Here is a 12,281-nt window from a genome sequence, read left to right as displayed (position 1 = left end):
GGGGTCGGTTGCTGCGCGAGCGTGGTAACCATGCTATCGGCGGTGGGAGGAGGTCCTCATGACGCCCACCGCTGTCTCACGCCTCGAATTGGATGACCCAGCGCCCTTCCTGCGCTGGCTGGGAATGGATCCGGTGGGGGTGGATCTGGGGGCCATCGATCCGGTGGAGATGTGGGGTCTCGTCGCGCTCGCGACCCTCGGCCGTGTCCAGGGAGACGAGCCGCTGCGGATCCGGACGGATCGGGCCGCGCGCTCCTGCCAGTTCGCCCGTGCGGTGGGGTTCGAGGATCTCGTCAATGGAGAGTCCTCCTCGGGTCCTGGAGAGCCTGGGCGTACCGTCAAGCTCACCCGGATCCGGACCTCCGATACGACCGAGCCGGTGGCGGAGCGGATCTCCAGACTGCTCATCACCGAGGCGCGATTCGAGGACACGCGGAGAACCCTCTACTACGTCCTCAACGAGCTGCTGCGCAACGTCGTCCAGCACAGCCGTGACTCCTTGGGTGGAGTGGTGGGGGCGCAGGTCAACAGGGGCGGCCGCAACGCGGAGCGTCCCGCGGTGCAGGTGGCCGTCGCGGATGCGGGCATCGGAATCCCCGCGAGCCTGGTGTCCCGGCACAAATCCCTGACGGAACCTCGAGAGGCGCTCTCCCGCTCGCTCTGGCCGCATGTCTCGAGCACCTTCGATGAAGGCGAGACGGGAAGCATCCAGAACGCGGGAATGGGTCTGTTCTTCATCGCGGAGATGACGAAGCTGGTGGGCGGGCGGCTCGTGCTGGCCTCGCGGGGCGCAACGCTCATCCTCGAGGGGGATGAGCGCTTCGAGGACCCTCATGGGAAGACGAAGTTCCTGGAGCCGGGAGTGGGCTTTCCCGGGACGCTCGTCGCCTTCGAGATGCCCTCCGAGGCCGAGCAGGACTACGAGGGCATGATCGAAACCATCAAGGAACGGGCACGGGAGAGAACACCTCGCCGCGCCGTCCACAAATGGTTGGCCTTCGAGGCGCCTCCCGCCGAGGCCCAGCGCTTCATCGTCAGTCAATCGCGGATCGAGGACACGGTGGAAGCGCAGCGCTTCTCCGAGGAGAAACTCCTTCCCCGGCTCTTCAACAAGCAGCCCATTGCCCTGGACTTCATGGGCATCCCGGTCTGTACGCAGAGTTACGTGCACGCCCTCTTGTTCGAGCCGCTTCGGATGGCCTGGGCGCGCAAGGCGAAGATCTACATCCTCAATGCCCAACCCGCGGTTCGCAGCACGTTGGAACTGCTGGAGAATTACGCGCTGGGGGGCTGAGCTTTCAACGCAGAGAAGGGGAGTGACATGGCACAGGGTGTGTTCCGGGATGGATTGCTGGCGGGCAAGTCGGCGTTCATCACGGGGGGCAGCAGCGGCATCAACCTCGGTATCGCCGAGGCCCTCGTGAAGGCGGGCGCGAAGGTCGCCATCAATGGCCGCAACGTGGAGAAGTTGGAGGCGGCCGTGAAGGGGCTCCAGGCGCATGGCACCGCCCTGGGCGTGGCCGCCGACGTGCGCCAGTACGACGCCCTGGAGAAGGCCCTCCGGACGGCGCGCGACGCGCATGGGGAGCTCGACATCCTCGTGTGCGGCGCGGCGGGCAACTTCCCCGCGCCCGCGGCCGGCATGTCCTCCAATGCGTTCAGGTCGGTGCTGGAGATCGACGTGCTCGGCACCTTCAACACCTGCCGCGCCGCCTTCGAGCACCTGCGCAAGCCGGGCGCGTGCGTGCTCAACATCTCCGCCCCCCAGGCCTACCTGCCCATGGCCATGCAGGCCCACGTGTGCGCCGCCAAGGCCGGCGTGGACATGCTCACCCGCACTCTCGCCATCGAGTGGGGCGGCGTGGGTATCCGCGTCAACTCCATCACCCCCGGCCCCATCGAGGACACCGAGGGTATGCGCCGGCTCGCACCCGGCGACGATGCGCGCGGCAAGCTCCTCGAGGCCCTGCCCCTGGGTCGCCTCGGAACGAAGCAGGACATCGCGCAACTCGCGCTTTTCCTGGCATCCGACGCCGCTTCGTACATCACCGGCTCCCTGATGGTGTGCGATGGAGGCCAGTCCCTGCTCGGCTCCGGGTTGATGCTCAAGGCCCTGGGTCTGTGAACGGCATGTGACGTTCTGGGAGGAAGCAGGCGTTCTTCCGGGGCTGTGTTTTTCCAGGCAGGGAGCATCTGATAAGAGGGTTGTGTGCCCGCGAAGCCTCCTGGCTGGCGGGCTGCATCCCCTCTTCAGCCTGGAGTTGGTTCATGAAGCATGCCCCCCCCTCGCTCGCGCGGCTGGTCGCGTGGAGTGCGTTGTTGCTCGGTCTGTCCCTTGGCGGATCGGCATGTCGCGATGAGCCGAACCCGCCTCCTCCGCCAGTGCGGGAGATGCCGGACGCGGAGCGCTCGTCGGTGGAGGTGAACCCGGCACGGGGCGTGCGCGCCAACGGCCAGGACACCGTGGAGATCCGGGTGACGGTGCGCACGGCGGATGGCACTCCGCTGGAGGGCCGTGCGGTGACGGTGGAGGCCTCGGGCGAGGGCAACACGCTGGGGCAGCCGTCGGGCCCCACGGACGCGCAGGGCGTGGCGGTCGCGACGCTCGCGTCCACCTCCGCGGGCACGAAGACGGTGACGGCCACGGTGGACGCGGAAGGGGGCCCCGTGACACTGGCCTCGCGGCCCACCGTCGAGTTCGTCTCCCTTGCTGCCCCCCATCTGGTCTTCACCGGGGCGCCCTCGTCCGGCACGGCGGGCAAGCCGCTGGGCACCTTCGAGGTCACCATCCAGGACGCGAGCGGCCAGACGGTGACGGACGCCAGCGACACGGTGACGGTGGCGCTCGGCGAGGGCTCTCCCTCGGCCGAGCTGAAGGGGACGGTGTCCGTGGCGGCGGTCAATGGCGTGGCGCGCTTCTCCACGTTGGTGCTCGAGAAGGCCGCGGCGGGCTACACCCTGGTGGCGAGCGCCGCCGGCCTGGCGTCGGCGACGAGCTCCCCCTTCGAGGTGCTGCCCGCGCCGGCCGCCCCCACGAAACTCGTCTTCACCCAGCAGCCCTCCAACCGGGGCGCTGGAGAGACCTTCGAGGTGCGGGTGGCCGTGACGGATGCTTCCGGCAACCGGCTCTCCGTCTCCGCCCCGCGGGTGACGCTCGCCCTCAACAAGGGCACGCTGGCGGGGACCACGTCCGTGGACCCCGTGGATGGCGTGGCGTCCTTCCCGGGCCTCTCCATCACCGAGGCGGGCACCGGCTACGTGCTGACGGCCTCCGCCGAGGGGCTGGACTCCGCTTCGAGCGATTCCTTCGACATCGCCAGCACGGGGACGCCCGCGATGCTGGTGTTCCGCACGCAGCCCACCAGCGCCAAGGTTCGCGAGGTGATGCCCGCGGTGACCGTGGCCATCACCGACGAGTTCGGCAACGTGCTCTCCGTGGACTCGCCCGACGTCACGTTGGGCCTGGTGGGCGGCAACAACGCGGCCGAGTTGCTGGGCACCGTGACCGTGAAGCCCGTGGCGGGACTCGCCACCTTCTCCACGTTGAGCGTGGACCAGCAGGGCACGGATTTCTGGCTCGTCGCCATGGCGGGCACGCTGGACAGCGCCACCAGCGGCAAGTTCACCATCGTGGATGACGTCGCGCCGAGCGCCGTGTCTCTCACGGTGGCCGAGCTCACGGCCAACGCGGTGACCCTGGCCTGGACGGCCGTGGGCGATGACGGGACGCTGGGCATCGCCTCCAGCTACGAGTTGCGCTACTCCCTGAGCCCCATCACCGAGGCGTCGTTCGAGGCCGCCACGCCGGTGAGCGTGGGCGTGCCCAAGGACCCGGGCAGCGCGGAGTCGGCGCGCGTCACCGGCCTGGTGCGAGCCACCCACTACTACTTCGGGCTGAAGGTGAGGGATGACGTCGGCAACTCCAGTCTGTCCCTCGTGGACACGACCACGCCCGAGGACGTGTGCGCGGGCGTGACCTGCGCTCCGGATGCTCCCGTCTGCGCGGCGGATGGGGTCTCGCGGACCACCTACACGGCGGCCTGTGTCGACGAGAATGGCACCGGCACCTGCAAGCGGACGGAGACGACCACCGCGTGCACGGGCGCCAGCGCCGTCTGCTTCAACGCCCAGTGCGACACGGCCCCGAAGCCCACGGCCAACCAGTTGCTCGTCTCCGAGGTGATGCACTCGCCCTCGAGCGGGACGACCGAGTACGTCGAGCTGACCAACGCCACGGATGGCCTGCTCAACCTCAACGGCCTCACGGTGACGTACAAGAACAGCTCGGACGCCGTGCGCTCGTTCCAGGTGGGCTCGGGGAGCACGCCGCTGGTGGTGGGCCGCAAGGGCCACTTCGTCCTGGCCCAGAACAAGGACCGGGCCACCAATGGTGGCGTCTCCGCCAGCTATCAGTACCCCAGCGCGATCGCCCTGGAGGGCTCGGGGTCGTTCATCGTCGCCAATGGCGCCAGCACGGTGACGGAGTTCCGCTATACGCCGTCCTTCCCCCAGAGCACGGGCAAGTCGATGAATCTCTCCTCGCTCGTCCAGGGGACGCGCGCCGCGGCCCAGCCCTGGTACTGGTGTGACTCGACCGATGCGCTCTCGGGCGGGGACTACGGCACGCCCGAGGCCGCCAACACCGCGTGCGGCATGACGGCCAGCCCGGTCGTGAGCCTCTGCTACATCCAGAGCCCGAAGACGATTCCGCCCACCCAGGCGGGCACGCCGGTGACTGTCTCCAGCCGGTTCAAGGCCACGAGCGTGACGGACCGGAACACGGCTGGAAACGACGGCTACCCCTACGTGGTGGCGGAGCTGGGCTACGGCCCGGACACGAGCCCCGCGCCGGACTGGACCTGGACGACCATCTCCTTCAATGGGGCGTACGCGCCCACGGTCAGCGACGAGGACGAGACGCTCGGCACGCTGAGCATCTCCACGCCCGGCTCGTACAAGTACGGCTTCCGCTACTCCTTCAAGGACCCGGTCACGGGCGCGCAGTCGGCCTACGTCTACTGCGGTGTGAGCGACATCTCGGATCCGACCAATGGTGTCTTCGGCACGGTGACGATCACCGTGCCTCCGGCGCCGATGACCGACCATGTGGTCATCAGCGAGTTCGCCTCGAAGAACGCCGTCGCGGGGAGCACAGACCCCAATCACGACGACGAGTTCATCGAGCTCTACAACCCGACGAATGCCGCCGTTGCGCTCACGGGGTGGAAGATCCAGTACGCCTCGCCCACGGGGGGCTTCAACAACCTGGCGGGGCTGACGTCCCTGGGAAGCATCCCGGCGAAGGGCTTCTATCTGATTGCCCTGAAGGACAAGTTCACGGGTCCGACGCCTGATGCGACCTACACCGGTCTCACCGGCCACAACGGAGGCGGGCTGCGAATCCTTGATGCAGCGGGCAAGGTGGTGGATCTGCTGGGCTGGGGCACGGCCTCGGCTGCGAACCGTGAAGGCACCGCGGCTCCAGCCATTGATAACGCCCAGGCGGGTAGCAGCATCGAGCGCAAGTCGGTGGCCTCCTCAACAGCTGACACGATGAAGCCGGGCGGCGGCGACGCCTTGCGCGGCAACGGCTACGACAGCGACAACAACGGGAGCGACTTCGTGGTGCGCGCCACGCGTGATCCGCAGAACTCCTCGAGCGCGCCCGAGTCCCCGTAGGCGCGTGCGTCCCACCTGAGCAGTCCAGGCCGCTCCGGTTTCGCCGGGGCGGCCTTTTTCTTGACTTTCACGAGCCCAGGATGACGCGCGGCCTCTCTTCTGCTAGGCTGTTCCATCACGGAGCTTCCTGGGGGGGAGCGTCGACATCCGAACGCTGGGAGCCAGGCCTCACGCCTGACCCATCCCTCTCCTCCTCGACTCCGAGCTGTCCGCATCGGGGGGATGCATGTTCGCTGTCATTACTTTCGACGATTCGTCGTGGCCGTTGCTTTCGGTCCGCATGAGCGGGAACGTGTCGGACGCGCAGTACTCGAGTTTCCTCGAGCAGATGGACAGCTACCTGGACTGGGGTGAGCGCTACGTCTGCGTGATGGACGTGAGCCTGTGCTCCATGCTCACGGTGACCCAGCGCTACATGCATGCGGAGTGGATCCACCGCAACGAGGCCCGGCTGAGCCAGCAGCTCCTCGGGCTCGCCTCCATCATGACCTCGGCGCATATGCGCCTGTCGAGGAGTCTGCTCACCTACCTCAAGCCGATGCCCGTGCCGTGCGCCACCGTGCCCGACATGGACGCGGCCTTGCGCTACGTGGCGGGCCGGCTGGCGGGGGAAGGGCTCATCGCCTCGGCCGAGCGCCTCCGCCATCGCTTCGGCCTGCGCATCCGCCAGGCGGGCTGAGCCCCTCGCGCCCGTTCCGGTAAGGCCGCGGTGCGCTGGGGCCCCGCGGCCTCCCGTCACCCTGTCTCAGCTCAGGGCTTCACGTCGATGCGCTTCACCCGCCAGATCTCCTCGGCGTACTGCTTGATGGTGCGGTCCGAGGAGAAGATGCCGCCGTGCGCCACGTTGTGGATGGCCATGCGCGTCCAGCGCTCGGTGTCCTTGTAGGCGCGCGCCACTTCCTGCTGCTTGGCCGCGTACGAGCCGAAGTCGGCCAGCACGAGGTAGCGGTCCTCCTCGAGCAGGCTGTTCACCAGCGGCCGGAAGAGGTTCTTGTCCTCGGGGGAGAAGAAGCCCGAGCCGATGAGATCCAGCGCCTCGCGCAGCTCCACGTTGCGCTCGTACTCTTCCCGCGGCCGGTAGCCGGCGCGCTTGCGGGCAATCACCTCGTCGGCGGTGAGGCCGAAGAGGAAGAAGTTGTCGTCGCCCACCGCCTGGCGGATCTCCACGTTCGCGCCGTCCAGCGTGCCCAGGGTGAGCGCGCCGTTGAGCATGAACTTCATGTTGCCCGTGCCCGACGCCTCCCAGCCCGCGGTGGAGATCTGCTCGGACACGTCCGCCGCCGGGATGATGCGCTCGGCGAGGCTCACCCGGTAGTTGGGGATGAACAGCACCTGCAGGCCCGTGGTGCCCGCGTCGCTGTTGACCACCTCGGCGATGCCGTTGATGAGGCGGATGATGAGCTTGGCCTCCACGTAGCCCGGGGCCGCCTTGGCGCCGAAGAGGAACACGCGCGGGGCGATGATGGTGCTCGGGTCGCGCCGCGCCTTCATCCACAGCGACACGATGTGCACCGCGTCGAGCAGTTGCCGCTTGTACTCGTGCAGACGTTTGATCTGCACGTCGAAGATGGCGTCCGGGTTGAGGTCCACTCCGCACAGCTCGTTGAGGTGGCGCGACAGGTCCACCTTGTTCTGCCGCTTCACCTCGGCGAAGGCCTGGCGGAACGCCGCGTCGTCGGCGTGCGGCTCGAGCTTGCGCAGCTGATCCAGGTCCGTGACCCAGCCCTCCCCGATGCGGCTGGTGATGAGTTTGGCCAGGCGGGGGTTGCTCCACAAGAGCCAGCGGCGCGGCGTCACGCCGTTGGTCTTGTTGTTGAAGCGCTCGGGGTACATCTCCGCGAACTCGGGCAGCACGTCACGCCGCAGCAGGTTGGTGTGCAGCTCCGCCACGCCGTTGATGCTGTGGCTGCCCACCACGGCCAGGTGCGCCATGCGGATCTTCTTCTCCGGGCCTTCCTCCACGAGGCTCATGCGGCGGATGCGCTCGGTGTCGAAGGGGTAGCGGATCTGCACCTGGCGCAGGAAGCGCTGGTTGATTTCGTAGATGATTTCCAGGTGGCGCGGCAACAGGCGCTCGAAGAGCGAGGCCGGCCACTTCTCCATGGCCTCGGCCAGGAGCGTGTGGTTGGTGTAGCCGAAGGTGGCCTGGGTGATGGCGGCCGCCTCTTCCCAGCCCAGGCGCTTCTCGTCCACGAGCACGCGCATCAGCTCGGCCACGCCGATGGCCGGGTGGGTGTCGTTGAGCTGGATGGCGACCTTCTTGGGGAAGTCGCGGAAGTCCGAGTGGTTCTTGAGGTAGCGCCGGACGATGTCCGCGATGGAGCAGGCGACGAAGAAGTACTGCTGCTTGAGGCGCAGCTCCTTGCCGGCCTGGAAGGCATCGTTGGGGTAGAGCACCTTGGAGATGACTTCCGAGTCGTTCTTCTCCACCACCGAGCGCTCGTAGTCACCGGCGTTGAAGAGCTTGAGGTCGAACTCCTCGCTGGCGCGCGCCTGCCACAGCCGCAGGGTGTTGACGGTGTTGTTGCCGTAGCCGGCGATGGGCGTGTCGTAGGGCACGCCGATGACCGTCTTGCCGCCCACCCAGCGCGCCACGGGCTTGCCGTCCGCGCCGTGGTAGTGCTCCACGTGCCCGTAGAAGCGCACCGGCACCGCCTTCTCCGGCCGGACGATCTCCCAGGGGTTGCCGAACTTCAGCCACTCGTCGGCGCGCTCGACCTGGTAGCCCTCCACGATGTCCTGGGTGAAGATGCCGAACTCGTAGCGGATGCCATAGCCCATGCCGGGGTAGCCCAGCGTGGCGAGCGAGTCGAGGAAGCAGGCCGCCAGCCGTCCGAGGCCGCCGTTGCCGAGCCCCGCGTCCGGCTCCATCTCCACGAGCGCGCTCAGGTCCACGCCCACCTCGCGCATGGCCTGCGCGGCGGCCTCGTACATGCCGATGTTGAGCAGGTTGTTGCCCAGGGCGCGGCCCAGCAGGTACTCCGCGGACAGGTAGTACGCGCGCTTGACGTCCTGCTCGTAGTAGGTGCGCGCCGTGCGCACCCACCGGTTGGCGAGCCGGTCACGCACCGCCAGTGCCAGGGCCATGAAGTGATCGTGCGCGGTGGCGTTTTCCGGGTTCTTGCCGCGCGAGTAGCGCACGTGCTCGAGGAAGCCACGGTGCACGCTGTGGGGATCCAGCCCGGTGCGGCTGGACTCCTGCGCCGTATCGGGCGAGGCGGGGGTTGTCGGGGTGAGGATGGGTGAGGCGTTCGACATTCGAGGGGTTCCTCGTGAGACGCACGGCCCTCTGAGCCAGCCGTGTGTGGAGCATGCTAGGGTAGACCGACCCACGTTGGACCGCACCGAAAGAAACCCGTGGCCGCTCCCCCGCCGAGGTCTCTTCCATGCGCCGGTTGATCGGGAGTTGCCGAGTGTCCCGGTGGCTGGAGGCAACGCGCGCCCGTGCTCGCCTGCCCCCTGGGTGGGGAACGCTCGCGAAGCAGGGGAGGAGTCTGCTAGGAAGCTGTGCTTCAGGTCCTGCCCCCCGCCAGAGACCCAAAGGGTTCTTTCTTCATGCCGAGTGACAAGAACGACCTCGCGCAACGTATCGCCATCTGCAAGCCCGGGGACACCGTGCGCGGATTCTTGTTCAAGGCCGTTTATGGCTTGGTGGAACAGCGCGTGGGTTCCTCGGGAACGGATCGCATGTTGGTGCAGTTGCGCATCAACAAGATGCCGGTCGACTTCTTCTCCTACCCAGCGGCGGACTTCCTGCGGATGCTTTACACGGCCGTGGACATGCTGGAACCCTACTATGACTCGGTTGAGGAGGCGACCCGGGCGTGTGGCGGGGCCACGGTGACGGGCTTCTTCAACTCCTATGTCGGCAACACCCTCATGAAGCTGGTGGGGCTGGGAGACCCCAAGCGCGTCTTCGCCTCCGTGGACACCATCTACTCGACGCTGGTGAGCTACGGGAAGCGGACGTCAGAGGAACTGGGGCCCACGAGCTTGCGGTTGCACTACCGTGGCGACATGCAGCCCATCGCCTTCCACGAGGGCGCCCTGCGTGAGGCGCTCAAGGTGCTGCGGGGCAACGGCACCGCGAGAGGGACGGCCATGGCCCTGGATTACGGGCAGTACGTGCTCGAGTGGCATTGAGCACGTCCTGCCTGGTGCCTGGGCTCAGCGCTTCTGTCCCGCCCAGAAGATGTTGGTGTCCGTGCTGTCGGTGATGGTCTCGACGGTCTTCATCCCCCGCTCGGGCGCTCCCTCGCAGATGGACTGGAAGTGCTCCTTGTCGCGGTGGATGACGTTCCAGTCACACACGTACTCCATGACCGCGCGCCAGGGATTGTTGCTGTGCAGGTTGGTGAGCAGCATCAAGCCGCCCGGGGCGAGCTGGGAACTCATCATGTCCAGGAAGCGGGAGATGACGTTCTCCTTGAGGTAGTCGAGGATGCCCGCGGCGACCACCACGTCCATGGGCCCGTCCGGATGGCGCAGCTTCTCCAGGGTGTCCCGGTAGCGCAGCAGCTGGTAGGTGGAGACTTGGATGAAGCGCACGTCGGGGGCGGGGATTCCCCCCCGGGGCATGCGAGCGAGCTTCTCGAATTGCCGGCGGCAGAAGTCCAGGGGGGCGGGATCGAAGTCGCACAGCGTGAACTGGCCCGTGCCTCCCATGGTGGTGTGCTCGCGCAGGGCGTGCTCGGGGCCACAGGCGAAGGACAGGATGCGCAGGGGCCGGCCCAGCTCCTCCTCCTTCTTGTTCAGGTGGCCGATGATCCACGGAACGCGCGCGCGGTGGGCTTGGGCCGGTCCGACGTTGAGCGCGTAGTGCGACAGGATGCGCGCCATGGTGGACACCCCGTGCTCCTCGGTGCCGAAGAGCATGTCCACCATCACGTAGTCACCGGGATAGCCGAGGGGCTTGTCCACGCAGCGGCGAATGAGGGGGCATTGGAGGAAGAACGGCTGGACGGCGGCGCGGTGGTGCTCCATCGCGCTTTCCCTCTCATCCTCCTTCATCGCGGCATCCAGCGCGCTGAGCCGGGCGTAGTGGCGATCCAGCCAGCCGGTCACGATGGGGACGCGCTGGCGCAGGATGTCCTGCTGCTCCTGCTGCATGACCGCGCGCAGCGCGGGGTCTCTCGGAAACCGGGCGAGGCGCTCGGGCAGCCCATGCTGGAGTTCGTCGCTCAGCTCGTTGAGTCCCTTGCGGATCTCCTCGGCGGTTTGGATGAAGTCGGAAATAGAGGGCATACGAAAGGGGGGGGGGAGGAGGAGGCGGCGCGTGACGGACGTGACGGGAATCTGTTCATCCTATCAGACAGGTTCCCTTTTCCGTACTGCCCTGGACTCCAGGGTGAATCCTCTCTTTCCGAGGAGAGGTGCGCGGCGACCCTACATGTAGAGTAGGATGATTTCCTGGAAGTGTTCAGTTCCCGGCGCTGGCTTGGGCCACGGAGACGGCGTCGAGCTGCTGCGCCAGGGGGGCCACCTTCGCGCGGAAGTCCGCGAGCAGGCCCTTGGGGAGCGGCTCGGTGCGAGGGAAGTTCTGGTTGAGCGGGTTGACGTAGTGGCCGCTGCGCTTGAGGGCGTAGTGCAGGTGGGGGCCGGTGCTGCGGCCCGTGTTGCCTGACAGGGCGATGACCTGCTTCTGGCTCACCCGGGCGCCCGCGCGCACGCCCTGGCCGAAGCGCGACAGGTGCAGGTAGCACGTCTCGAAGCCATTGTTGTGCCGCAGGCACACGGTGTTGCCGCCGGCGCCCGTGTTGGCCGCCACGGTGACGGTGCCATCGGCCACGGCCCACACGGGCGTGCCCACGCTCGCCGCGTAGTCCACGCCGTTGTGGGCCTTCACGTACTGGAGCACCGGGTGGAAGCGGCTGCCGAAGGTGCTCGTCACGTGGGCGTACTTGAGCGGGCTCTTGAGGAAGGCCTTGCGCGCGCTCGCGCCGTCCTCCTGGAAGAAGCTCGGCTTGCCGTCCGGCAGTTCGTAGCGGAAGACGCGCTTGCTCCCCACCGACTCCCCCTGGTAGCTCGCCGCCAGCACCTCGCCGTAGCGCAGGAAGCGGCCCTTGGAGACGAACTTCTCCACCACCGCGCGCGCCCGGTCCCCCCGGCGCACGTCCCGGTAGAAGTCGATGTCCCAGGCGAACACGTCCGCCAGCACCATGCCGATGAGCGGATCCTCCCCCGCCGCCAGCGCCGCCTCGTAGAGCGAGGAGCTGACCTCCAGCGCCACCACCGTCACCTGCTTCTCCACCTCGATGGCGCGCTTGCTGCCCACGAAGCGCTCCCCATCCCGGCGCACCTGCCACTCGTCCACCGCGCTCTGGCGGTAGTCGAAGAAGTCCAGCTCGCCCTCGCGCAGCACCAGGCGGAACTGATCGCCCACGCGCGACTTGCGGAAGTCGAACACGCCCTCCAGCGCGGCGATGACCACGCTCACCTGCTCCGGCGGCAGTCCCGCCTCCTGCAGGGCCACCGCGAGCGGCTGGTTGGGCTCGATGCGGCGGTTGCGCACGCTGTAGGTGGTGGGGGCGGCTTCGACGAGGGGCGCGGCGAACAGCACACCCAGGCACAGGACGACGGAGGCGAGTCTCATGGGGCTCGCG

8 protein-coding genes are annotated in these 12,281 nt (G+C 67.7%); 5 read left to right on the top strand and 3 right to left on the bottom strand.

From position 1 onward, the window contains the following. The first annotated feature begins 58 nt into the window (after positions 1–58). The 4 genes from D187_RS30530 (at position 59) to D187_RS30515 (ending at position 6,358) form a co-directional block, all read left to right on the top strand. Positions 59–1,294: an ATP-binding protein gene (locus D187_RS30530; RefSeq protein WP_002622329.1), complete on the top strand. Its 1,236-nt coding sequence runs from the start codon at positions 59–61 to the stop codon at positions 1,292–1,294. 27 nt (positions 1,295–1,321) lie between these two features. Continuing rightward, positions 1,322–2,125 carry an SDR family oxidoreductase gene (locus D187_RS30525; RefSeq protein WP_002622330.1) on the top strand — a complete coding sequence of 268 codons (804 nt, stop codon included), beginning with the start codon at positions 1,322–1,324 and terminating at the stop codon, positions 2,123–2,125. Positions 2,126–2,268: 143 nt separating this feature from the next. Next, positions 2,269–5,679, top strand: coding sequence for a lamin tail domain-containing protein (locus tag D187_RS30520; RefSeq protein WP_002622331.1), 3,411 nt, complete (start codon positions 2,269–2,271; stop codon positions 5,677–5,679). 292 nt (positions 5,680–5,971) lie between these two features. Next, the gene (locus D187_RS30515) at positions 5,972–6,358 is read left to right on the top strand and encodes a hypothetical protein (RefSeq protein WP_002622332.1); all 387 of its coding nucleotides are present in this window, start codon (positions 5,972–5,974) and stop codon (positions 6,356–6,358) included. Positions 6,359–6,429: 71 nt separating this feature from the next. Here D187_RS30515 and D187_RS30510 read toward each other — a convergent pair whose 3' ends face one another. Continuing rightward, positions 6,430–8,937: a glycogen/starch/alpha-glucan phosphorylase gene (locus D187_RS30510; protein ID WP_002622333.1), complete on the bottom strand. Its 2,508-nt coding sequence runs from the start codon at positions 8,935–8,937 to the stop codon at positions 6,430–6,432. A gap of 297 nt (positions 8,938–9,234) precedes the next feature. Here D187_RS30510 and D187_RS30505 point away from each other — a divergent pair, with 297 nt between their 5' ends. Then, positions 9,235–9,822: a TIGR02265 family protein gene (locus D187_RS30505; RefSeq protein ID WP_020918388.1), complete on the top strand. Its 588-nt coding sequence runs from the start codon at positions 9,235–9,237 to the stop codon at positions 9,820–9,822. 24 nt (positions 9,823–9,846) lie between these two features. Here D187_RS30505 and D187_RS30500 read toward each other — a convergent pair whose 3' ends face one another. Further along, positions 9,847–10,923, bottom strand: coding sequence for a class I SAM-dependent methyltransferase (locus D187_RS30500; RefSeq protein WP_002622335.1), 1,077 nt, complete (start codon positions 10,921–10,923; stop codon positions 9,847–9,849). 175 nt (positions 10,924–11,098) lie between these two features. Beyond that, positions 11,099–12,271, bottom strand: a complete 1,173-nt coding sequence (locus tag D187_RS30495; protein WP_002622336.1) for a peptidoglycan DD-metalloendopeptidase family protein — start codon at positions 12,269–12,271, stop codon at positions 11,099–11,101. Positions 12,272–12,281: the final 10 nt, after the last annotated feature.

It is taken from the genome of Cystobacter fuscus DSM 2262, assembly GCF_000335475.2.
GTDB lineage: Bacteria > Myxococcota > Myxococcia > Myxococcales > Myxococcaceae > Cystobacter > Cystobacter fuscus.
Note: the sequence above shows the minus strand (reverse complement) of the source record. Positions and strands in the feature narration are given on the sequence as shown.

Coding starts and splice junctions, on each gene's coding strand:
- D187_RS30530 (WP_002622329.1), top strand. CDS start 59: ATGACGCCCACCGCTGTCTCACGCCTCGAATTGGATGACCCAGCGCCC.
- D187_RS30525 (WP_002622330.1), top strand. CDS start 1,322: ATGGCACAGGGTGTGTTCCGGGATGGATTGCTGGCGGGCAAGTCGGCG.
- D187_RS30520 (WP_002622331.1), top strand. CDS start 2,269: ATGAAGCATGCCCCCCCCTCGCTCGCGCGGCTGGTCGCGTGGAGTGCG.
- D187_RS30510 (WP_002622333.1), bottom strand. CDS start 8,937: ATGTCGAACGCCTCACCCATCCTCACCCCGACAACCCCCGCCTCGCCC.
- D187_RS30505 (WP_020918388.1), top strand. CDS start 9,235: ATGCCGAGTGACAAGAACGACCTCGCGCAACGTATCGCCATCTGCAAG.
- D187_RS30500 (WP_002622335.1), bottom strand. CDS start 10,923: ATGCCCTCTATTTCCGACTTCATCCAAACCGCCGAGGAGATCCGCAAG.
- D187_RS30495 (WP_002622336.1), bottom strand. CDS start 12,271: ATGAGACTCGCCTCCGTCGTCCTGTGCCTGGGTGTGCTGTTCGCCGCG.